This is a genomic window from Geomicrobium sp. JCM 19039 (assembly GCF_000698145.1).
In the GTDB taxonomy this organism is placed as follows: Bacteria; Bacillota; Bacilli; order Bacillales; family Marinococcaceae; genus Geomicrobium_A.
The window spans coordinates 1-23,819 of sequence record NZ_BAXB01000012.1 but is presented as its reverse complement, the minus strand read 5'-3'; the positions used below and the strand labels follow the sequence as shown (position 1 = coordinate 23,819).

The window sequence follows — 23,819 nt, the reverse complement described above, 5'->3', positions numbered from 1 at the left end:
GATATAGCGACAGCTGGAATCATTGTATAAAGTCACCAACAATGGTCATCTTATACAGTAGAGGTGATCACAGTCGTGAGAAGATACGTATCGTTTTTGATGCTTTTATGTTTGTTGTTTGCTGGGTCCTTTGTCGAAGAAGCGCACGCTGATGAGTTAATGGAAAGCTTTTCTTTAAGAGTTACGATTGAAACAAAGGATAATGTGTACCAATGGAAGTACGATAATCCCGATTATTATGAGTTTCAGGACGGAGATCATGTGCTCAGAGCAGAAGACGCGAAAGTGCACGTGGATAATATGTCCGAGCAGCTGCACGTAGATGAACGAGTCACTTCCGATCAGCTTGCAGGCCGAATTAAGGAGTTATTTCCTAAGTTAAAGTCGATGGATGTTCGTTGGCGCAATAAAGATAGTGAACTGTACACGTGGCGATGGAAAAATGACCAAGTGCTGGTTGATTAATCCCCTCGTATAGTCTATCTTTGAGAGAGATAATGAAAGCCAACCTATAATGATAAGGGCGTGGGGAAATGAAGATTGGCGTACCCAGAGAAGTGAAAAATCAAGAAAACCGTGTGGCGATGACGCAACCGGTGTTGTTCTTCTTACACGTCAAAACCATGAAATATTCGTGGAAAAGTCTGCAGGTGTAGGTTCAGGGTTTACGGATGAACAATACATCGAAGCTGGTGCCATAATTGTCGATTCGGCAGAAGAAGCGTGGTCGAAAGATCTAATCGTTAAAGTGAAAGAGCCAGTCAAAGATGAGTATCAGTACTTTAGAAAAGGGCAGTTGTTGTTTACATATCTTCACCTTGCCGCTGAAGAAGAACTTACGAAAGCTCTTTTAGAGAATGAAGTAACATCGATTGCTTATGAAACGGTACAACTTCCAGATGGGTCTTTGCCTTTGCTTACACCGATGAGTGAAGTAGCGGGTAGGATGTCGACACAAATGGGTGTGCAGTATTTAGAGAAAACAAAAGGCGGCAAAGGCATTCTTCTTGCAGGAGTTCCAGGAGTTCAGCGTGGAAAGGTAACCATCATCGGAGGTGGGGTAGCCGGTACGAATGCTGCTAAGATTGCTCTTGGTCTCGGTGCGAGTGTCACGATCCTTGACTTAAGCCACAGCGCTTGCGGGAATTGGACGACTTATTTGGTTCATCTGTGAACCTTCTTGTTTCTAATCCTGTCACGATCGAACAATCCGTAAAAGAAGCGGATGTTGTTATTGGTGCTGTGCTCATTCCAGGAGCAAAGGCACCGAAGCTTGTGAAAGAAGAGACGATTAAACAGATGCAACCTGGATCAGTACTCGTCGATATTGCGATTGATCAAGGCGGGATTTTTGAAACAACCGATCGGATTACGACACATGATGACCCGGTGTATACGAAACATGATGTGTTACACTATGCAGTTGCGAACATGCCAGGCGCCGTACCTCGTACGTCTACCATTGCGTTGACGAATGTGACTACGCCGTTTGTATCTGCACTGGCAAGCAAAGGGCTTATCAAAGCATTCCGAGAAGATGTGACGCTTAGTAAAGGTTTGAACACGATTGATGGAAAGCTGACGTACCGAGCCGTTGCAGAAGCGATGAACTTCCCTTACACATCGATGGAAGAGGCACTGCAATCGTAATCGACGTTTATACAACGTACAAACCGGTAATAGACTAGAGATGAATCTATGAAAAGGGTGATGAAGATGAACCTGACATTCCATGGACAATCTTTTGTAGAGATTCAATCAGGAGACTATACGGTCCTTATTGATCCATTTATTACCGGAAATGATACGTGCGACATTTCACCAGAAGATGTGAACCCAGATGCGATTCTATTAACACACGGTCATGCTGATCATTTAGGTGACACCGTGGATATCGCTAAAAGAAGTGGAGCACTCGTTGTGGCCACTCATGAACTTGCCACCTATCTTGGTGGGAAGGGGTTAGAGACACATCCATTGAATATTGGTGGAGGATATGAGTTTCCATTTGGTCACGTGAAACTAACACAAGCGTTTCATAGCTCGTCGTTCCAAGAAGAAGACGGTCAAATTATTTATCTTGGAATGCCAACGGGCATATTGTTTACTGCTGAAAGCAAGACCATTTACCATGCCGGTGACACATCTCTGTTCTCTGACATGAAGCTTATCAGCGAGCAATATGATCTCAAAGCTGCATTCCTGCCAATTGGTGACAATTTCACGATGGGACCTGCGGATGCGAAGCTTGCTGCGGAATGGTTAAAGCCTGATCTTGTCATTCCAGTCCACTACAATACGTTCCCGCTAATTGAACAAGATGGTGATGCATTCGTCGATTCGATTGCACCCGTTCAAGGGAATGCGTTGAAACCTGGAGAGTCTGTCCAGATATAACATGACTACGTAATGAAAGTTCATGCTTCGTGCGAATCATTGCAGGAGCTCTATTTGTTCAACACCCCAACTGTTATTGTTAAAAGGAACGGTTGGGGTGTTTTATTAGCGATACGTCGTCTAATCCTTCTGGTCACACACGTGTACGAGCATAGTGCATTTGCTTTTTGCATAAGGTGGTAAAGACAGACACTTTTTGAAAGAGGTGCACAAGCGATGCGGTTACGCTTATGGATTTGTATACTTGTTGCTGGCTTTTTGCTTTATCATGGAATCGAACAGTTCTATTTAGGCTCGACAGGTTTGGCGGGATGGTTTTCCTTGTTTTGGTTTGCGTTTTGCTTGCTCGTCATCGGGGGAAACCTCTCTTTGTTGTTAACGAACCGAAAAAGGGTCCTTCGTCATGCAACAGAATGGCGGACAAAAGAAGAATCTACCGTAAGTGAACGAGGGCGTGCTCGCCTTTGAACTTGAACAACGACTAGCGCACCTAGAAAAAACTTGGCACAAGGCCAAGTTTTCTAGGTGCGCGGAATGGTAACTTGTAATAAAGAATGAGGTGATGCGCTTTTGAGTACAAAACATGAACAAATTTTACAATACATTTCGCAATTAAACATCGGCGAAAAAATATCCGTTCGACAAATTGCCAAAGCGTTACACGTGAGTGAAGGAACGGCCTATCGAGCAATTAAAGAAGCAGAGAATCAAGGACTTGTGACGACCATTGAGCGAGTCGGAACGATAAGGGTGGAACAAAAGTTAAAAGAAAATATTGATCATCTCACCTTTGCAGAAGTTGTGAACATTGTTGATGGACAAGTTCTCGGTGGCAGGGGCGGATTACATAAAACGTTGCAACGATTTGTTATCGGGCGATGAAAATGGAAGCCATGATGCGTTATGTAGAGCCTGGCAACCTCTTGATTGTCGGAAATCGCTATCAAGTGCACCGACTTGCATTAGAGGCTGGAGCGGCGGTGCTTATCACCGGTGGGTTTGGAACAAATGAAGAGATTATTCAGTATGCCAATGAACAGTCGTTACCTATTATTACGACGAGTTATGATACATTTACAGTAGCGAGCATGATTAATCGAGCGATCTATGATCAGTTGATCAAAAAAGAGATTGTCGTCGTTGAAGACATTTTAATTCCGCTCCAAGAAACCTACTTTCTAACGACAGATAATATGGTTGAGCGGTGGCATCAACTAAACGCCAAAACGAGCCATAGCCGGTACCCGGTCGTAAATCATGAGATGAAAGTACAAGGGATGGTTGCGGCCAAAGATATTCTCTCAATGAAAGAAAGTACACCCGTAGAGAAAGTGATGACGAAAGATCCAATTACTGTTCAAGCTTCGATGTCTCTTGCTTCGGCTGCGCACATTATGGTGTGGGAAGGCATTGAACTTTTGCCAGTCATCGATGATGAGGCGAAACTCGTAGGGGTCATTAGCCGTCAAGATGTGCTCAAAGCGTTGCAAATGGCCCAAAGACAACCGCACGTCGGGGATACGTTGGACGACGTCGTCACGAGGCAAGTGGAAGAAGCGCCGACAGGAACTGTCTATGATTACGTGTGCCATCTCACTCCGCAAATGACAAATCCAATTGGGATGATTTCATACGGCGTGTTATCGACACTCGTCACCGAGGTAGGGAGTCGGTTATTGCGTCGTCATAAGCGTGGAGATGTCGTTGTGGAAAATCTATCTTTATACTTCCTGAAGCCGGTTCAAATTGAGAGCTTTATTGAAATGAAAGGGAAGATACTAGAAGTGAGTAGAAAAAGTGGAAAAGTGGACGTTGAGCTATTTTTCAAAGATGAGCTCGTTGGAAAAGGGTTAATGACAGCGCAACTATTAGAACGTTAAAAACAGCCGCAAGAGCAGCTGTTTTTCGTATTAATTTTGCTGAGAGCGAAGCGCCTCGACTTCTTCTTTTGCGTACGGACGAATGATCTTGTTTGAGCGAACACCGTAGTAGACGAAGATTCCGCCGAGTATTGCAAATGCTGCACCTACAACGAGGTCTACCCAGCCGCGGAAAGAAAACAAGAACAGTACACCAGGGGCAAGGATGAATACGCCAAGTGCGATCATTGCCTTTGTTTGATACCATTGCTTTAGATGTTCACCATTCACACGAAATCGCTTATATTTATAATAGACGTAAAGCGCAATTGCAACGGTAATAATGAGAATGACAGCAATCGAGAAAAAAGCCATGTGGAGTCCCCTTTCTAGTTTCGATTCTAGTGTACAGGAACAAAATGTGAAGCACAACAGAGGAGAAGTGACAGTGAAGCAAAACTTATTCGACACGATCGAAAAACATGACACGATTATTATCGTTCGACACGTTCGCCCCGATCCCGATGCGTTCGGTTCACAAAAAGGGTTGGCAGAACTCATTCAATTAAATACGAATAAAACGGTTTACATGGCAGGTGAGGACGAACCTTCCCTTTCGTTTCTTGCAACGATGGACAATGTCCCAGCAGATGTGTGGAAACGCGCCCTCGTCATTATCTGTGATACAGCAAACCGTGAACGCATTGATGGTAAGCAGTATGAAGACGCCTTAGCGACGTTTAAAGTTGATCACCATCCACCGATTGATCAATACGCGGATGAAGAATGGGTGGATACCGAGTGTAGTTCCACATCAGAGATGGTGACTCGGTGGTATGTAGATGTAGCAAAGCCGAATGGTTGGAAGATGTCAGATGCGGCGGCTACGTTGTTGTACGCAGGCATTGTTGGAGACACCGGGCGCTTCCGCCATCCGAATACGACGTCGGACACGCTAAAGGCCGCGAGTGTTTTATTTGAAAACAATATTGATTTACGGACGCTGTTCGCAAATCTTTATAAGAAACCACTCCAGCTCGTCCAACTGGAAGGAGAAGTATTAAGCGAGGTTGCGCTCAGTGAAGCAGGTGTTTCGGTCATGACGATCCGCCGTCACCAATTGGATAAGTACAATGTGAGCGTAAACGAGTCATCTGCGCTCGTTCATTCAATTTCCGATGTTGATGGGTTATTGGCTTGGGTCATGTTCGTTGAACTTAGTGACGGAACGTTCCGGGTTCGATTGCGTTCGAAAGCACCGGTCATTAACGGTTTGGCAGAAAGGTACGGAGGAGGCGGACATCCGCTTGCTGCAGGTGCGCTTGCTAAAGATGAATCTGAAATCGCCGCAATCGTTTCTGAGTTGAATGCACTCGCCAGTTCGTTCACAGCTAATCAGACACCGTAACAATGTCAGCGTGAATGGCAAGGGTTGAATAGAAGATTGCCCGGTTCACGACGAGCATATATTCATGATCATTCACGCTAAAACGCTTATTTTCAATTGTGCGAATGACGAGTTCTTGATTGCTTGCGACATTCGATAACTCTTGATGTAAGAGGGGTTCAAGCTCATCAATTGCTTGTTGCCTAAGATCAAACAACGTTAACTCACTGAGTCGGCTTTCCCGTTCGTTTTCAAACGTAATCTCGATCCCTTCGATCGTTAACGTTTCTTCATCTTCATTTTGCTCTTCTTCTCTCGCGAGGAGAAGCTCAATTTGGTCTTCCAATTGCGCAACTTTGAGCTCGTTTTTACGCAGTTCTACAACGGTTCGTTCATGGATGTTCCCAAACTGAAATACGAACACAGACCAACCGACAAGGATTCCGATGAGCACACCCGCCAAAAAACGTTGCCAGTTCGGTCGTTTATGAAAAGGTGGAATTCTCATGGGTACATTTGTTCCTGAGTAATCCATTGGATAATGAGAGCACCTGCATTTGCGCCTGAAAGTGCAGACAATACCATGAATATCGTCTTATAAATATCAATGTGTGTACCTGCAAAAAGTCCTCTCTCAAGGCTTGTAATGGCATCAAAGGTGCCTCCAATTGCTGCTACAAGCGCCCAAATCTTTAGACTACCTGCAAGGTCGTGAATCGCTGTAAGCGGAGGCTTTCCGATAATAAACGCACCAATACCACCAATCAGTGCACCACCCAATACAACACCAAAAGCAACGAAGAAATCAATGACAAGTGTTGCGGCAAACTCTCTGCTGAACATTTGTCGCGCCCCTTTCTGATCAGCTAGACAAACACGTCTATTAGCATTATGTATATCAAAAAGTGGGCCAAGTTATGAATGAAATCACCGGTATTTCTTGCAAGGAGGAAAATGAATGCCGTCATACGTCCATTTGCAAGTAAAAAGTGAATACACCTTACTCTCGAGTACGTGCCGCATTGAGGAACTCGTTAAGCAAGCGGCGGTCGATTATGACGCGCTTGCCCTCACCGATCTTAACGTCATGCACGGCGCTCGGAAATTTTACGATGCGTGCCTACGTCACGGTATCCAACCGATTATCGGTTTGGAAGCAGAAATGTTTTGTCATGAAACGAAAGGTTCGGTGCTTCTGTACGCGCTGGATAATCGGGGATATGAAGATTTATTAAAGGTATCTTCGTATTTGATGTCGAAAGCGACGGCACTCACGGCTGAGCAACTGCTAGAAATGACAAGCAACCGAGTGATCGTCGTTCTACCTGAATCTTCACATCCGATTGCTCATCATATAGAAAAAGGTGATGATGAGGCAGCGAAGCGTAGCCTTTCATTTTGGCGTAAACACGTGCACCGTGACCGTCTGTTTGCAGGAATTTTACCTGAAACACAAGCGAGTTTGCATCACCATGAACAGTGGAGACAATTGATGAAGGGGCATGATGTTCCTCTTGTGGCGACGGGGAATGTAACGATGCTTACGCGTGAAGACGAACGTGTGAAACAGCTGCTTACTGCGGTGAAGACAGATCGACCGATTGATGATGTGAATCGTTACGAATGGCGGGATGAGTCGTATCTGTTTGACCCGAGTGAAGTGAACAGGCGTTGGCCTTCAGATGAAGAAGCACTGCACAATGCTCGCCACATTCAACGTACATGTGAGGTTCAGCTCGATCAGATCAAAACGTCTTTGCCTGTATACAGAAGCGGTCAAGACACGGTTGAATTTACGTTGCGAAATTTAGTGATGACCGGAGCAAAAAAACGATATTCAGAAGTGACCGCCTCAGTTCAAGAAAGAATAAACAAAGAACTACACGTAATTGAGAATATGAACTACGAAGATTATTTCTTAATCGTTTGGGACTTTATGGATTACGCACGACAAAAAGGGATCTTAACAGGTCCAGGCAGGGGCTCAGCTGCTGGATCCATTGTCGCCTATTGCTTATTCATCACAGATGTTGATCCGATTGCCTATGATCTTTTGTTTGAGCGCTTCTTAAACCCTGAACGCGTTTCATTGCCTGACATTGATATTGACTTTCCTGATCATCGACGGGACGAGGTAATGAGGTATGTGATGTCTCGCTATTCAGAGGAGCGGACGGCACAGATCGTTACGTTTGGGACGTTTGGGAAAAGAGCGGCGCTTCGAGATGCGGCTAAAGCGCTAGGGGTGAGGGAAGCTCTTCTAGAAAGAATGCTGAAGTTCTTGCCTCAACAAGCACAACATTTACGAGCCGCACGAGAAGAGAGCAAAGATTTGGCTACACTGCTCGAAGAAAATGAAGAAGCTTATTCATTGTACGAATTTGCATCTGCCATCGAGGGGCTGCCGAGGCATACATCCTTGCACGCAGCGGGGGTTGTTCTGAGTGAGCGGCCACTGCAAGAAGTCATTCCAACGATGAAAAATGACCAAGGCATTACCGTCACGCAGTTGCCGATGGAAGATTTAGAAGCATTTGGTCTTTTAAAGATTGACTTGTTAGGCCTTCGAAATTTGACGTTGCTTGAGTATATCCAAAAGGCTGTGAAAGCGAATGCGGGCGTTGATATTCATCCGAAAGAAGTACCTTTGGATGATGCGTTGACGTATTCTTTATTGCAATCTGCCCAGACGACGGGCGTGTTCCAGTTTGAATCCGCGGGCATGCAGCGGGTACTGCGCAAATTAAAGCCAAATCAATTTGAAGACTTGGTGGCTGTTAATGCCCTCTATCGTCCGGGTCCGATGGAACAAATCGACACATTTATCCGCGGAAAAAGAAATCAACAAACTGTGTCTTACCCCCATCCGGCATTGGAGGCAATCCTCTCATCAACGTATGGGGTGATGGTTTACCAAGAACAGGTGATGAGTGTGGCGGTAACGATCGCAGGTTACTCTTTAGCCGATGCCGATCTGCTCCGAAGAGCGGTAAGTAAAAAGAATAAAGAAGAACTTGAGCGTGAAGAGGGACGCTTCATTCACGGTGCCAAAGACCAAGGGTTTAGCGAGACAATGGCCGGCCAATTGTTTGCATGGATTGTTAAATTTGCTGATTACGGGTTTAACCGTAGCCACTCGGTTGCTTATAGTTTCATTGCCTATCAGATAGCGTACTTCAAGGCGAACTACCCGTTAGCATTTTACATGTCTTACTTGAACACGATTGGCAATGATCGCACGCGATTGCAACGGACGATTGCCGAAATTAAAGAACGAGGATGGAAAGTCTATCCACCCTCCATTCAAACAAGTGGCTATGAATTTACGATGGAACGAGAAGGTATACGATTTCCGCTCCAAAGCATAACGGGGATTGGGAAACAAATGGCTCACCGAATGGTTGATGAACGAAAGGAAAATGGAAATTATCATACGTTCGTTGACTTTTGTCGACGTGTAAAGTCCATCGGGTTGAATCGTAAAACAATCGCAAACTTAGTAAAAGCAGGGGCGATGGATGCTTTTGAGTGGAATCGTTCCACCCTCTTGCAGTCAATTGATCGAGCGTTAGAGTTTGTCGATTTTGCAGAAGACATTGGCACGTTGTTCCATAGCGGGGAAGGGGATTTCCGTTTTGCCGATGCAGTGCCTTTTACGAAACTTGAAGAGCTAGAATACGAACGAGAAATGACTGGTTTTTATTTAAGTGGCCACCCATTGTCTCATTATGCTCATGTTGCAAGTATTCGAAATCCAAAAACGCTACTTCAAGTGCTTGCACTTGAAGTAGCAAACCGTGCTTGGGTTGCAGGTCGAGCGGATGTCGTCACGACCATTCGGACAAAGAATGGGCAAACAATGGCTTTCTTGCAGCTAAGTGATGAGACTGGAGAAATGGAAATCGTCATATTCCCCGAAGTGTATCGGCACGTCTATGACGCCCTTCATGAAGGAAAATATATACTCATCCAAGGGAAAGTTGAACAAAGGCGCCAACAAAAGCAGCTTCTTGCTAGCCAAGTGCTTGATTTAAGTCAATCTGAAAAACAACAAGCAGAAACGCTATACTTGAAAGTTCCTGCACACATGAATCGAGAAAAAACGTTACGGGCCATTAAAGGACACCTTACCGTGTTCCCAGGCTTCTCCCCAGTACTTGTATACGACGACAAACAGAAGCAACTTTATGAGTTGTCAGCGGAGTATGCTGCGCAAATTCATCCTGATCTGTTGTTGCGACTTCGTGAAGTGATTGGTGAAGAAAACGTTGTCAAAAAATAGAGTCTGAGTTTACATGTAAAAGGGTGATTGCACTGATACAGTTTGTTATAATAGAGACCATCTGTACGACATGAATACATGAACCTACCCGTGCAGGCGTCTCGGATTCAACAGATGAATACGAACTGTTCTATGCGGACGGCTGTACAAAATAATACACTTGGTGAAGGAGTGTGGACATACATGCCAACAACGAGAGAAGAAGCATTGCACATCCATAGAATGAAGCAAGGAAAACTCGAATCAAAGTCCAAGATTCCCGTAAGAAATAGCAAAGATCTAAGTCTAGCTTATTCACCGGGCGTTGCTGAACCATGTAAAGAAATCTTTAACGATAAACAAAAAGTTTTTGAGTACACAATGAAAGGAAACATGGTCGCTGTCGTTTCTGATGGAAGTGCGGTTTTAGGACTCGGAAACATCGGTCCAGAAGCGTCTCTTCCAGTAATGGAAGGAAAAGCAGTTTTGTTTAAGTCGTTTGCTGGTGTTGATGCGTTCCCAATTTGCTTAGACACGTCTGACCCAGAGCAAATCATCGAAACGGTGAAATTGATGCAACCGACATTTGGGGGCGTTAATCTCGAAGATATCGCTGCACCAAACTGTTTTATTATTGAGGAGCGTTTGAAGAAAGAAACGAACATTCCGATTTTCCATGATGACCAGCATGGTACAGCCATTGTGACGCTTGCAGGACTAATTAATGCATTGAAAGTAACCAACCGCCAGTTATCTGACATCAAAGTCGTTGCGAACGGTGCAGGAGCTGCAGGTATTGCGATTGTAAAGCTACTCCAAAGCATGGGTGTACGCGAAATTGTCATGTGTGATAGCCGTGGTGCCATTTATGAAGGGCGTTCCAGTGGAATGAACCCGATTAAAGAGGAGATTGCTAAAGTCACGAATTCCGCGAAGAAAACCGGATCTTTGGAAGATGTGATTGCTGGAACCGATGTGTTTATCGGCGTGTCTGTTGAGGGCGCGTTGACAAAAGAAATGATCGAGAGCATGAACGACGATGCCATTATTTTTGCGATGGCGAACCCAAATCCAGAGATTATGCCTGAGGATGCAAAAGCTGCTGGAGCAAGTGTTATTGGAACGGGTCGGTCCGATTTCCCTAATCAAGTGAATAACGTATTAGCGTTCCCTGGTATATTCAGAGGGGCATTGGATGTGAATGCCACACATATCAATGAAGAGATGAAACGTGCCGCTGTGTATGCCATTGCTGACCTCATTACTGATCAAGAACTCACTCGAGATTACGTCATTCCTGCACCGTTCGATCCACGCGTCGCTCCTGAGGTTGCGGCTGCGGTTGCGAGGACGGCAATGGAGACGGGTGTTGCCCGCAAAGAGGCAGATCCAGAGGAAGTCAAAAGGCGCACGCGTGAAATGGCTATGATTGAAGAATAGCTCGATACGACGAGGTACAGAAACGATCGTCTCACGAGACGGTCGTTTTTAACCATTTGTATGACCGTAGTGCGAGCGGGCGAGAGCAAGAGAGAGGTGATAGCATGTTCAAAGATTTGTTTTCTAAAAAAAGAAAGTATGCAACGATTCCATCGGAACGAACACAACCGAACAAAATGAATGACGGTGTGATGACAAAGTGTCCGAGCTGCAAAACCATTATGTATTCTCGAGAACTAAAAAAGCATCATAATGTATGCATTGAGTGCAACCATCATTTCCGGTTAACGGCAAGAGACCGAATAAATAGCCTAATTGACGTAGGGACATTCAAGGAATTTGATATTGGAATGCTCTCTCATAACCCGCTCGATTTCCCGGATTATGAAGAGAAGCTAGAGAAAGATCAGCAAAAGACCGGTCTGAATGAAGCTGTCGTTACGGGTGCTGGGGAAATGGATGGCTACCCGGTCATCATCGGTGTGATGGACCCACGATTTCGGATGGCGAGTATGGGAACGGTCGTTGGGGAGAAGATTAAACGAGCCATCGAAGCCGCGATCGAAACGAAAACCCCATTTATTATGTTTAGCGCTTCAGGGGGAGCAAGGATGCAAGAGGGCGTTTTAAGTTTAATGCAAATGGCGAAGACGTCGGTTGCACTCAAAAAGCTTGATGAAGCCCGTGTACCTTTTATTTCGTTTATGACCCATCCTACGACGGGCGGGGTGTCCGCAAGCTTTGCATCACTTGGCGACTACAATTTTTCTGAGCCAGGTGCACTTATTGGTTTTGCCGGCAGGAGAATTATCGAACAGACCATTCGTGAAGAACTTCCCGATGATTTTCAAACGGCAGAGTTCCTGCTTGATCATGGACAACTTGATGGGGTCATTGATCGTAAAAACATTCACAAAACGCTTGTAACCATAATTAAGATGCACGCAGTAGACCACCAGGGCAACCAAGGAGGACAAAGTGCACAATGACACAAAAGCTTCCGTTTGAACAACCTGTTGTCGAACTTCAAAATAAAATTGACGAATTAAAGAACTTCACGAAGGATAAAGATATCGATTTGGAAGACGAGATCTCTTATCTGGAAGGAAGACTTCAACAAGTAGAGTCCCAAATCTATGATCATTTAAAGCCTTGGGAACGCGTGCAAATTGCACGCCATTCAGAGAGACCCACTACGTACGATTACATTGAACATCTATTCACAGATTTTATTGAGCTCCACGGTGATCGTCTTTTTGGCGATGACGATGCGATTGTCGGTGGGTTAGCTTATTACAAAGGACAGCCCGTTACGATTATCGGACATCAGCGAGGACGTAATACAAAAGAGAACATACAACGTAATTTCGGTATGCCACACCCAGAAGGATATCGGAAAGCTTTACGGTTGATGAAGCAGGCCGATAAGTTTGGAAGACCGATTATTTGCCTTGTCGACACAAAAGGGGCATTCCCTGGTAAAGCGGCAGAGGAGCGAGGTCAAAGCGAAGCCATTGCCCGAAACTTATTAGAGATGGGCGGTTTTACGGTGCCATCAATTGGCATTGTCATTGGCGAAGGTGGTAGCGGAGGCGCATTAGCGCTAGGGGTTTGCAACCGTATGTTCATGCTGGAGAACTCAACCTACTCCGTCATATCTCCTGAAGGTGCCGCAGCCATTCTTTGGAAGGACGCATCACTTGCTCAACGTGCGGCAGAGACGATGAAAATCACTGCCCCAGACCTTAGTGAACTAGGGGTTATTGACGGTGTCATCCGAGAAGTAAGAGGTGGTGCACACCACAACGTTAAGGAACAGGCGGGCTACATCGATGGCGTTTTGGATCAACACTTGACGGAACTAATGAAGATGAGTGGAGAACAATTACGGGAACAACGGTACGATAAATTTAGTCGGATCGGCCTCTAAAACAGACAGTGACCCAAAATAAGGGGTGAGAGAGATGAAACGAATAGGTGTTTTAACGAGTGGAGGCGACTCGCCTGGAATGAATGCAGCCATTCGAGCAGTCGTCAGGAAAGCAATTTTTCATGATGTTGAAGTATATGGGGTGCGCTACGGGTATGCAGGCCTCATTAGTAATGATATTCATAAACTGGAAGTTGGAGATGTAGGAGATATTATCCACCGAGGTGGAACGATGCTCTATACGGCGAGGTGTGAAGAGTTTAAAACACCGGAAGGTCAGCAGGCAGCCGTCGACAATTTGAAGAAGTGTGGCATTGAAGGGCTCGTAGTGGTAGGTGGAGACGGCTCCTTTCGAGGTGCAGAAGCGTTGACCGCACGAGGGTTCCCGACAATAGGTGTCCCTGGAACGATCGACAATGATGTACCAGGCACCGATTACACAATCGGATTTGACACTGCACTCAACACGGTCATTAACGCCATCGACAAGATTAGAGATACGGCTACATCCCACGAGCGAACGTACGTCATCGAGGTGATGGGTCGCGATGCAGGTGACCTTGCACTATGGTCAGGTCTTGCTGATGGTGCAGAAACCATTTTAATCCCTGAACAGCCCCATGATATTCATGAAGTTGTTGATCGTTTGTTAAGAGGTCATCGTCGTGGAAAGAAGCATAGTATTATCATTGTTGCCGAAGGTGTCGGCAGCGGTGTGGAGTTCGGGAATAAAATTCAAGAAGAAACGGGGCTTGAGACACGGGTAACCGTCTTAGGCCATATTCAACGTGGCGGGTCCCCGACTGGATTTGATCGGGTGCTTGCGAGCCGACTCGCAGCCAAAGCGGTGGAATTACTTCTAGCTGGTGAAGCTGGAAAGATGGTCGGTATCGTAAACAATGAACTCGTCGACCAGCCAATTGACGCTGCATTGAAACAAAAGCACGAAGTTGACTATACGATGTACAAGCTTTCCCAAGAACTTTCAATCTAACCGAACAGGAGGTCTAGTATGCGAAAAACAAAGATCGTCGCAACGATTGGTCCTGCTTCAGAAGACAAAGCCATGCTGAAGCGGCTCATTGAAGCAGGTATGAATGTCGCTCGCTTGAATTTTTCCCATGGAAATCATGAAGAACACGAGAATCGCATCCTACAAATTCGCGAGGCAGCTCAAGAAGTCGGCAAAAACGTGTCGATTTTACTAGACACTAAAGGTCCAGAGATTCGTACCTTTAATATGGAAGATGATGGGATTCACTTAGAGAAGGGCACGTCCATCATTGTGTCTGGCGAAGAAGTGCTAGGGACGAAAGAGCGCATCGGAGTGACGTATCCACACCTTGCCAAAGATGTTGAGCCAGGGAACGTTATCTTGTTAGATGACGGACTCATCGGACTGTCTGTCGATGCCATTGAAGGCAAGGACGTCCGGGCAACGGTTATGAATAACGGATTGTTAAAGAATAAAAAAGGGGTAAATTTGCCGAAAGTAAAAGTGAATTTACCTGGAATGACTGACAAAGATGCAGCAGACATCCGCTTTGGGATTGAACAAGGCGTCGATTTTATCGCTGCTTCATTTGTACGTCGTGCTTCTGATGTGTTGGAAATTCGTGAACTGCTCGAAGCTCATGGTGCAGAGGATACACACATTATCCCTAAGATTGAAAACGAAGAAGGCGTCGAGAACATTAACGAGATACTCGAAGTGTCAGATGGCCTCATGGTTGCAAGAGGGGACCTCGGTGTGGAAATTCCACCTGAAGAAGTTCCTCTCGTACAAAAGCAGCTCATTAAGAAAAGCAATGCGATGGCAAAACCGGTCATAACCGCAACCCAAATGCTTGATTCCATGCAACGAAATCCTAGGCCGACGCGCGCAGAAGCGAGCGATGTTGCCAATGCGATTTTTGATGGTACCGATGCGATTATGTTGTCTGGTGAAACCGCAGCCGGCGATTATCCGTATGAAGCAGTAGAGACGATGAGCAATATTGCAACACGTACAGAATCTGCTCTCGATTACGAAGGATTACTCACAGCCGTAGCGGAGGAGAGCCGCACGACAATTACGAACTCGATTAGTCAGGCGGTATCTAAGACTGCACTAGCTTTGAATAGCTCTGCAATTTTAACAGCGACAGAAAGTGGGTACACCGCTCGCCTCGTATCGAAGTACCGACCGAAAGCTAAGATCATTGCGGTTACGAGTGATGAGCGTGTGCAACGACGCTTAAACCTCGTTTGGGGCGTACATCCATTGCTAGGTACGAAGGTCGAAACGACCGATGAAATGTTTGATGAAACGGTTTCCGTTGCTCTCTCAAACGATGAAGTCCAACATGGTGATTTGGTCGTGATTACCGCCGGAGTTCCAGTAGGGAAAGTCGGTACGACGAATATCATGAAAGTTCACGTGATTGGAGAAGTTGCTGCGAAAGGTCAAGGCATTGGCAGAACGACGGCTAGTGGCCGAGCGGTTGTCGCTGAACAGGCAAATGATGCAAACGAACGAATGTCACCTGGCGACATCCTCGTTACGCGTAGCACCGATAAAGATATGATGCCTGCTTTTGAAAAGGCGAGCGCTGTCATAACCGAAGAAGGTGGACTCACATGCCACGCTGCTGTTGTAGGCATAACGCTTGGCATTCCGGTGATTGTCGGTGTAAGTGATGCGATTCGGATCTTTGAAGATGGTGAGGAACTTACCGTAGATAGTGCGCGTGGCGATATTTATAAAGGACATGCAAGTGTGTTATAGGTGAACGAAGAGAGGAGGAGAATGTAGATGGTAGATTTATCGTATTGTTATTATTACTCATCCCAATTATAGAGATTCTCGGCATCTGGATGGTCGGGAGTTGGCTCGGTGTCGGGTGGACAGTCTTTCTAATGCTCGCAACGAGTGTTATTGGCTTTCTCATGGCAAGGAGCCAAGGCCGCCAAGCTTGGCAGGTGTTTATGTTGCAAGTCAATAATCGTGAAGTGCCTACCGGTACGGCAATCGATGGGGTGTGCATTTTGCTCGCTGGATTTTTACTGATCGCACCGGGATTTGTCACCGACCTCGTTGGCTTTATTCTCCTCGTTCCGTTTACTCGTAACTATGTGAGAGCATTCCTGACGCACACGTTCCATAAAATGATGGCGAGTGGTAAATTTATCGTCATTAAAAGATAAGAGGGCAGAGTCCCTCTTATTCTTATGCGGGCAACCGAAAACGCCTAGCTAGTAATATGTGGGAACCGAAAGTAGCAAAACGTCATCATTCCTAGTATACAAACGGTTATCCATTCTGAAATGCTTGTATACAAAAAGACATATTAAAAAAGATTTGTAAGTTTTCGTTCACAAAAGGATGAATAATGTTTATAATAGAGGATGTTGAAAAAACTGGAGAAATCGTAAAGCGCCATAGTATATACGATGATGAGTGCTCGAACCGACGATGAGGACATCGTTATCTAAGAATAAGAAACGGATAGGGATAACAACGCAAAAAAACGGAGTTACCTTATAGACATTCATGGTGCGCGAATTTTTCTAGTCACAGCAGCCTTCTCGTTTCTACGATCTGTCTGCTTATACACGTCTGCAGAGAGATTTTCTTGAGAAACGCATAATGATGGTCGGGAATAGAAATTCTATACTTTGATCATCATTCAAAAACGGATTCTTGTTACAAAAGGGAGAGATTGTAATGAGTCAAACTAAAGGTCTAGAAGGAGTCGTCGCAACGACTTCAAGTGTAAGCTCAATTATTGATGATGTACTCACGTACCAAGGGTATCACATTGATGATTTAGCAGAGAAATCTTCTTTTGAAGAGGTCGTGTACTTACTTTGGAACGGACAGCTTCCAAATAAAGAAGAACTTCAATCATTTTCTCAACAGTTGGTTGAGAATATGGAAGTTCCCGAAGAGATTTTTAATTATATGAAAGCGTATCCGATTGCTGACGTACATCCAATGGCGGCACTTCGCACAGCGGTCTCTCAGCTCGGGTTGTATGACGCTGAAGCTGACGAGAGTGACATCGAGACAGCGAAGCGCATTGCTGTAAAGTTGCAAGCGAAAATAGCGACTGTCGTTACGGGATTTGCAAGAATTCGTGAAGGCAAAGAACCAGTGGCGCCTAAAAAAGATTTAAGTTTCGCTGCAAACTTCTTGTACATGCTTAACGGTGAGGAGCCGAATGAAACGGCGACAGATGCATTTAATAAAGCATTGGTTCTTCATGCAGACCACGAACTGAATGCCTCGACATTTACCGCTCGTGTTTGTGTGGCTACACTTTCAGATTTCTATTCAGGTATTACAGCCGCAATTGGCGCTCTTAAAGGGCCATTACACGGTGGAGCGAACGAGCGTGTAATGGGAATGCTATCTGAAATTGACACACCTGAAAATGTTGATAGCTATATTCAAGATATGTTTGATAAAAAAGAAAAGGTTATGGGCTTTGGACACCGCGTGTACAAGAATGGAGATCCACGTGCGAAGCATTTGCGTGAGATGTCCAAAAAACTTGCCGACATCACCGGTGAAGATAAGTGGTATGAGATGAGTCTTGCTGTTGAAAAGAAAGTGACGGATAGTAAAGGTCTTTTACCGAACGTCGATTTCTATTCAGCGTCGATGTACCATAGCCTAGGCATTGATCATGATCTATTCACACCGATCTTTGCTGTAAGCCGAGTATCAGGATGGAATGCGCATATTCTTGAGCAATATAGCGACAACCGTCTCATTCGCCCACGCGCTGAATATGTCGGTCCAGATAAGCGCTCTTACGTTCCTCTTGAAGAGCGTTAAGCTTACGAATTCGTAACGTACGTTTAATTTAACCCAATTTATAGGAGGTCATTTTAACGATGGCAAACGGTGAAAAGATTTCAGTAAATAACGGTGTACTCAACGTTCCAGACAAGCCAGTCATTCCATATATTGAAGGCGATGGTATCGGTCCTGACATTTGGGCAGCGGCTTCTCGCGTTCTTGATGCTGCGGTAGAGAAAGCATATGACGGAAAAAAAGCAATCGAATGGAAGGAGATTCTCGTTGGTGGAAAAGCACATGACCAAACAGGTGAGTGGTTGCCAGAAGAATCTCTAGATGCAATTCGTGAATATCTCATCGCGATTAAAGGACCATTAACAACACCAATTGGCGGTGGAATTCGTTCTCTAAACGTAGCGCTTCGCCAAAAACTTGACCTCTATACGTGCCTTCGTCCAGTGCGTCACTTCACAGGTGTACCTTCACCAGTTAAGCGTCCTGAAGAAGTAGACATGGCCATCTTCCGTGAAAACACTGAAGACATTTATGCAGGAATTGAATTCAAAGAAGGAACGCCTGAAGCGAAGAAAGTCGTTGACTTCATCCGCAATGAAATGGGCTCTGAAAACATCCGTTTCCCAGAAACATCGGGTATTGGAATCAAGCCGGTTTCTAAGGAAGGTACGGAAAGACTCGTACGTTCTGCAATTCAATACGCTCTTGATGAAGGTCGTAAGAGTGTTACTCTCGTCCACAAAGGAAACATCATGAAATTCACTGAAGGTGCGTTTAAGAGCTGGGGTTATGACCTTGCTGAGCGTGAATTTGGAGATCGCGTATTCACGTGGAACCAATACGATGAAATCGTAGAAAAAGAAGGCAAAGACGCAGCAAACAAAGCACAAGATGAAGCTGAAGCTGCAGGTAAGATTATCGTAAAAGATCGATTGCAGATATCTTCTTACAACAAATTCTTACACGTCCAAAAGAATTTGAAGTTGTTGCGACAATGAACTTGAACGGTGACTACATTTCCGATGCACTCGCAGCTCAAGTAGGCGGAATTGGAATTGCTCCTGGTGCAAACATTAACTATGACACTGGACATGCCATCTTCGAAGCGACTCATGGAACAGCACCAAAGTATGCAGGTCAAGACAAAGTAAATCCTTCATCTGTTATCCTTTCTGGTGAATTAATGCTACGCCACCTTGGATGGAACGAAGCTGCTGAACTTATCACTGCGGCAATGGACAAAACAATTGCAAGCAAAGTTGTCACGTATGATTTCGCGCGTCTTATGGACAACTCTAAAGAAGTGAAATGCTCCGAGTTTGCAGACGAACTCATTAAAAATATGTAAGGTAGATTCCTAGGAGGCAAATCGAATGGCTATTAAACGCAGAAAAGTGTCCGTTATTGGCGGAGGCTTCACAGGAGCGTCCACGGCGCTAATGGTTGCACAAAAAGAACTCGCAGACGTTGTACTCGTTGATATTCCTGACCAAGATGGTCCTGTAAAAGGAAAAGCTTTGGACATGCTTGAAGCAACACCTGTTGAAGGTGCGGATGTGAACGTAGTAGGTACTTCTGATTACAGCGAAACAAAAGATTCAGATGTGGTCGTCATTACAGCAGGTATTGCAAGAAAGCCAGGCATGAGCCGTGATGATCTTGTAAACACGAATGCGAACATCATGAAATCTGTTACTGAGCAAGTTGTGAAGCACTCACCGAACACGTACATTGTTGTGCTTACAAATCCAGCTGACGCCATGACTTACGCTGTATACAAAGCATCCGGTTTCCCGAAAAACCGTGTCATTGGACAATCAGGTGTATTGGATACTGCTCGTTTCCGTACGTTTGTCGCTCAAGAGCTCAAGCTTTCGGTAGAAGACGTGCAAGGATTTGTTCTTGGTGGCCATGGTGATGATATGGTTCCACTCATTCGCTATTCAAGTGTTGGCGGTGTACCGCTAACAAGCTTGCTTTCACAAGAGCGCATCGATGCAATTGTAGAGCGCACACGTAAAGGCGGCGGTGAGATTGTATCCCTCCTCGGAAATGGAAGTGCATATTACGCACCTGCAGCATCTCTTACACAAATGGTAGAAGCGATTCTTAAAGATAAGAAGCGCATTCTCCCATCCATTGCTTACCTTGAAGGAGAGTATGGGTATGAAGATGTTTATGTCGGTGTACCGACGGTACTAGGTGGAGATGGCATTGAGAAGATCATTGAGCTTGATCTTACTGATGATGAAAAAGAACAATTTGCTACGTCTATTGCATCTGTTCGTAACGTCATGGAAGCTCTTCCTAAACAATAAGAATGAAAAACAAAAAACCGGTCGTTGCCGGTTTTTGTTTTGAATCTGACTTTCTTATGTTTGGAAAATCGTCGTAATTTGTTTTTGTCCGAAGCGTAACAATATGATATGATGAGTCCGTAGTATATTTCAAAGTTTCCAGGTCACACTAATCATACTTACGCTACGTAATCGACATATTTTGAAGGAGGAAATACGATGGGCATTCCAAATATTGGCATTCCGAGTTTAATTCTCATTCTTGTGATTGCGCTTTTAATCTTTGGGCCTAAAAAGCTCCCTGAAATTGGTGGCGCGTTCGGCAAGACACTCTCTGAGTTTAAGAAATCTACGAAGCAGATGATGGACGATGAGCCGGACCGTAAAGATATTGCTGAGCAACCAACAACGACAGAAACCGGTAAACAACATCAATCATAATGGACTCATAACTGACACATACGCTGTGTCAGTTTCTTTGTGTTGTTTTAAGGCATTGTAAAGACTGCGAAGAATTGGTAAAGATCGTAGAGGTTTGCTTGAGCAGTGTCAGTCGTTCGATTACGATATAAGAACAGATTGTTATACATAAAAGGAGCCACGTTCATGAGCTATCGAATTCTCGTTGTTGATGATGAACCATCCATTGTTACGCTACTCACATATAACTTTGAGCAAGCAGGCTATGTCGTAGACGCTGCAGTAGACGGTGAACAAGCCGTAGAGCAAGCGCTCGCTCATGTGTATGATGTAATCGTTTTGGATTTGATGCTGCCGGTGTTTGATGGCTTGGAAGTGTGTAGAAGACTGCGGGAGCAACAAGTTACAACGCCTATTTTAATGCTGACGGCAAAAGACGAAGAGTTTGATAAAGTGCTAGGGTTGGAACTTGGCGCTGATGATTATTTGACGAAGCCGTTTAGTCCGAGAGAATTAATTGCTAGAGTGCGTGCGATTATACGGCGTGTAGAGCAGTCGGGCAAAGAACAAAATCAACAGACAGAAGAAGATGCCAATGAAAAGCAATCGATTGGAGATTTGGATGTATATCCAGATTATCATGAGGCCTATATAAGGGAATCACGCCTAGAGTTAACGCCAAAAGAATTTGAGTTGCTCCTATATTTGGTGAACAATAAAGGACGTGTACTTACACGTGATCAGTTGCTCAAAGCAATTTGGAATTATGAATTTGTCGGGGACACAAGAATTGTAGATGTGCACATTAGTCATTTGCGAGAGAAAATTGAACCGAATACGAAAAAACCTGTCTATATTAAAACGGTACGTGGGCTCGGGTATAAAATGGAGAATCCACGAAGCCGATGAATACCTTTCGTGCGCGTTTAATGTTTTCATTATTACTCATCATCGTTACGGTACTAACCGCCCTCGGTCTGCTCCTCGGTTCGCTGATGAATGAGATGAACATGGAGCAAACGGTGGACAGGTTGCAAAAGGAAACAAAACTTCTAGCATTGCAAATCAACCCATTAGACGAAGACCAGTCACTTGACGTTTATATTGAAGAAGCTAGCAAGCAGCTTGATGCTAGGATTACCGTGATTAACGACGAAGGAGCGGTCATCGCAGAAAGCCATGCAAGTTATGAAGCCAGCACAGTTGATTATTTGCAAAGACCCGAAATTAGAAATGCAGGGGTAGATGATACGGCTGAGGTGAGAACGAGCGAATCTGTCAATGAAGAGATGCTCTATTACGCAGAGCCGATCGGAAACGGTGAAAATGTGGAAGGGTTTGTTCGAATGGCCCTTAACATTGAGCACATTCACGAGGCGACCGGTCGGGTTTGGCTGTTTATTGGCATTAGCTTCTCGGCAGCACTCCTTATCATCATGATCCTCGGATACCGGGTCGGTCATCAGCTCACTCGACCGATTTATGAGCTCACTGAAATGTCAAAGCAATTGGTGAAAGGCAACTACAAAGCGCGAGCCTATGATGATTCTAGCGATGAAATCGGTCAACTTGCTCGATCTGTTAACTTACTGGCATTGAACTTAGACAAAACAACGAGACGATATGAACGAGAGCATGACCGATTGCGGGCACTTATTGATCATATGGGAAGCGGGTTCATTTTTATAAACCGTCACGGGATTGTCAGTGTAGCAAACCGAATTGGAAGAGAAATCTTTGCTGATGGAGAAGAATTCGAAGGGTTATATTACGAAATTATATCCGAGCAAACCCTTGTAAACTTTATTCAATCGGTGTTTATGACCGAAGAAAACAAGCAAGATCGATTGCGCCTTGTCACGTCGCCAGCCAATCAGAGCTATTATGAGGTGTACGGCACACCGATTATGAGTGAGCGTAGTGAACTAGAAGGTGTGGTTATCGTGTTGCATGACATATCAGATTTAAAGCGGTTAGAGCAGATGAGAAAAGACTTCGTTGCTAACGTATCACATGAATTAAAGACGCCCGTCACTTCCTTGAAAGGTTTTGCTGAAACATTGTTGGATGGCTCACATGAGGACCCAGTCATTCGAAAGCAATTTTTAGAAATCATTGGGAAAGAAAGCAGTCGACTCCAGGACCTTATTGAAGATTTGCTTGAGCTATCACGTATTGAGCACCACACGTTTCAACTTCATCCTTCCGCTTTTTTGTTGACTGAAGTCATTTCTGAATCATTGACACTTCTTCATAAAAAAGCAGAGAAAAAACACATTCGACTTGAGGAGCGATTCCACGAAGAAATGGAAATGGTCGGTGACGCAGCGAGAATTAAACAGCTCGTCATTAATCTCGTCACCAACGCGATTGTGTATACGCCAGAGAACGGACATGTAACTGTGGAGGCGTTTAGAGACGAGGAGAATCAGCGTTGCGTCATTCAAGTAAAAGACAACGGAATTGGTATTGATGAACAGTCTTTGCCTAGAATCTTTGAAAGGTTCTACCGGGTCGATCGTGCCCGTAGCCGAAATTCAGGTGGAACAGGTTTAGGTTTGGCCATCGTCAAACACCTTGTAGAAGCTCAGCAAGGTACAATTACTGCAGAAAGTACAGTGAACAAAGGAACAACCTTTACCGTTCGCTTACCATGCTCAGTAACAAATGAAACAAACCGAGTTCCGAAGATTGAGGCACTCGTGCGTTGACTTGATTTAAGAACTATAAAAAGGGCTGTCTAAAAGCTTCTAACGTAAAATCGGAGTACAGATCGTTTTTGATCTGTACTCCAATTTTTGTATGTACGTTTTTATATGAAGCGTATTGGCAGGCGAGGCCCACCGTCTTCTGCAAATTGTGGAGTATCCCGACTGATAGGAACGAAAGAAATTCATGGGATGCTAGAATGTAGAGATTCCATTGTGGACAAAAGCGGAATCACTCCAATTATACCGGGTGGGGCAGGGCATCGTTCGCATTGTGCGCGCTAGTTTTCACATTCTGCGCGCAAGTTTGCTTTCTTTA

Annotated in this window: 19 protein-coding genes and 3 pseudogenes; 19 read left to right on the top strand and 3 right to left on the bottom strand. The window is 44.9% G+C overall.

Annotation, left to right across the window (positions count from 1 at the left end):
• The first annotated feature begins 75 nt into the window (after positions 1-75).
• The 5 genes and pseudogenes from JCM19039_RS12405 to JCM19039_RS12385 all read left to right on the top strand — a co-directional run bounded on the left by JCM19039_RS12405 (position 76) and on the right by JCM19039_RS12385 (position 4,277).
• Positions 76-465 (top strand): hypothetical protein, encoded by a 390-nt coding sequence (locus JCM19039_RS12405; protein WP_042427620.1) that lies wholly within the window; start codon positions 76-78, stop codon positions 463-465.
• Between the two features lie 68 nt (positions 466-533).
• Positions 534-1,650 (top strand): annotated as a pseudogene (ald, locus tag JCM19039_RS12400) (alanine dehydrogenase).
• Between the two features lie 66 nt (positions 1,651-1,716).
• Complete coding sequence (locus JCM19039_RS12395) at positions 1,717-2,397, top strand: metal-dependent hydrolase (protein WP_042427785.1); 681 nt, start codon at positions 1,717-1,719, stop codon at positions 2,395-2,397.
• A 216-nt stretch (positions 2,398-2,613) separates the two neighbouring features.
• The gene (locus JCM19039_RS12390) at positions 2,614-2,865 is read left to right on the top strand and encodes a hypothetical protein (RefSeq protein ID WP_042427617.1); all 252 of its coding nucleotides are present in this window, start codon (positions 2,614-2,616) and stop codon (positions 2,863-2,865) included.
• Between the two features lie 102 nt (positions 2,866-2,967).
• Positions 2,968-4,277: pseudogene (locus tag JCM19039_RS12385) on the top strand (DRTGG domain-containing protein).
• A 30-nt stretch (positions 4,278-4,307) separates the two neighbouring features.
• Here JCM19039_RS12385 and JCM19039_RS24445 read toward each other — a convergent pair.
• A complete protein-coding gene (locus JCM19039_RS24445; protein WP_042427614.1) occupies positions 4,308-4,631 on the bottom strand; it encodes a YtpI family protein in 324 nt (107 codons plus the stop codon).
• A 73-nt stretch (positions 4,632-4,704) separates the two neighbouring features.
• Between JCM19039_RS24445 and JCM19039_RS12375 the strand changes: the two genes are divergently transcribed.
• Complete coding sequence (locus JCM19039_RS12375; protein ID WP_042427612.1) at positions 4,705-5,664, top strand: bifunctional oligoribonuclease/PAP phosphatase NrnA; 960 nt, start codon at positions 4,705-4,707, stop codon at positions 5,662-5,664.
• Here JCM19039_RS12375 and ytrI read toward each other — a convergent pair.
• Together ytrI and JCM19039_RS12365 are read right to left on the bottom strand one after the other, a co-directional pair.
• Positions 5,648-6,178: a sporulation membrane protein YtrI gene (ytrI, locus tag JCM19039_RS12370; RefSeq protein ID WP_152550199.1), complete on the bottom strand. Its 531-nt coding sequence runs from the start codon at positions 6,176-6,178 to the stop codon at positions 5,648-5,650. The genes JCM19039_RS12375 and ytrI overlap by 17 nt on opposite strands.
• On the bottom strand, positions 6,148-6,486 hold the full coding sequence (locus JCM19039_RS12365) for a YtrH family sporulation protein (protein WP_042398575.1): 339 nt from the start codon (positions 6,484-6,486) through the stop codon (positions 6,148-6,150). The genes ytrI and JCM19039_RS12365 overlap by 31 nt, the downstream gene beginning before the upstream one ends.
• Positions 6,487-6,601: 115 nt before the next feature.
• On the opposite strand from JCM19039_RS12365, the gene dnaE reads away from it, so the two are divergent.
• The 13 genes and pseudogenes from dnaE (at position 6,602) to pnpS (ending at position 23,503) form a co-directional block, all read left to right on the top strand.
• Positions 6,602-9,925 (top strand): DNA polymerase III subunit alpha, encoded by a 3,324-nt coding sequence (dnaE, locus tag JCM19039_RS12360; protein WP_042427610.1) that lies wholly within the window; start codon positions 6,602-6,604, stop codon positions 9,923-9,925.
• Positions 9,926-10,108: 183 nt separating this feature from the next.
• A complete protein-coding gene (locus JCM19039_RS12355; RefSeq protein ID WP_042427608.1) occupies positions 10,109-11,344 on the top strand; it encodes an NADP-dependent malic enzyme in 1,236 nt (411 codons plus the stop codon).
• A 104-nt stretch (positions 11,345-11,448) separates the two neighbouring features.
• Positions 11,449-12,333, top strand: coding sequence for an acetyl-CoA carboxylase, carboxyltransferase subunit beta (accD, locus tag JCM19039_RS12350; protein ID WP_042427607.1), 885 nt, complete (start codon positions 11,449-11,451; stop codon positions 12,331-12,333).
• Positions 12,330-13,274, top strand: a complete 945-nt coding sequence (accA, locus tag JCM19039_RS12345; RefSeq protein WP_042427605.1) for an acetyl-CoA carboxylase carboxyl transferase subunit alpha — start codon at positions 12,330-12,332, stop codon at positions 13,272-13,274. Before accD ends, accA begins: the two co-directional genes overlap by 4 nt.
• A 34-nt stretch (positions 13,275-13,308) precedes the next feature.
• Positions 13,309-14,268, top strand: coding sequence for a 6-phosphofructokinase (gene pfkA, locus JCM19039_RS12340; protein ID WP_042427602.1), 960 nt, complete (start codon positions 13,309-13,311; stop codon positions 14,266-14,268).
• An 18-nt stretch (positions 14,269-14,286) separates the two neighbouring features.
• A complete protein-coding gene (pyk, locus tag JCM19039_RS12335) occupies positions 14,287-16,041 on the top strand; it encodes a pyruvate kinase (RefSeq protein WP_042427599.1) in 1,755 nt (584 codons plus the stop codon).
• Positions 16,042-16,085: 44 nt separating this feature from the next.
• The gene (locus JCM19039_RS12330) at positions 16,086-16,460 is read left to right on the top strand and encodes an FxsA family protein (protein ID WP_052398762.1); all 375 of its coding nucleotides are present in this window, start codon (positions 16,086-16,088) and stop codon (positions 16,458-16,460) included.
• Positions 16,461-16,980: 520 nt separating this feature from the next.
• Complete coding sequence (gene citZ, locus JCM19039_RS12325) at positions 16,981-18,096, top strand: citrate synthase (protein WP_042398586.1); 1,116 nt, start codon at positions 16,981-16,983, stop codon at positions 18,094-18,096.
• Between the two features lie 59 nt (positions 18,097-18,155).
• Positions 18,156-19,423 (top strand): annotated as a pseudogene (gene icd, locus JCM19039_RS12320) (NADP-dependent isocitrate dehydrogenase).
• 25 nt (positions 19,424-19,448) lie between these two features.
• The gene (gene mdh, locus JCM19039_RS12315; protein ID WP_042427593.1) at positions 19,449-20,393 is read left to right on the top strand and encodes a malate dehydrogenase; all 945 of its coding nucleotides are present in this window, start codon (positions 19,449-19,451) and stop codon (positions 20,391-20,393) included.
• A 198-nt stretch (positions 20,394-20,591) separates the two neighbouring features.
• Positions 20,592-20,813, top strand: coding sequence for a twin-arginine translocase TatA/TatE family subunit (gene tatA / locus JCM19039_RS12310; protein WP_042398593.1), 222 nt, complete (start codon positions 20,592-20,594; stop codon positions 20,811-20,813).
• A gap of 165 nt (positions 20,814-20,978) precedes the next feature.
• Positions 20,979-21,701, top strand: coding sequence for a response regulator transcription factor (locus JCM19039_RS12305; protein WP_042427590.1), 723 nt, complete (start codon positions 20,979-20,981; stop codon positions 21,699-21,701).
• Positions 21,698-23,503 (top strand): two-component system histidine kinase PnpS, encoded by a 1,806-nt coding sequence (pnpS, locus tag JCM19039_RS12300; protein WP_042427587.1) that lies wholly within the window; start codon positions 21,698-21,700, stop codon positions 23,501-23,503. Before JCM19039_RS12305 ends, pnpS begins: the two co-directional genes overlap by 4 nt.
• The last annotated feature ends 316 nt before the right edge of the window (positions 23,504-23,819 follow it).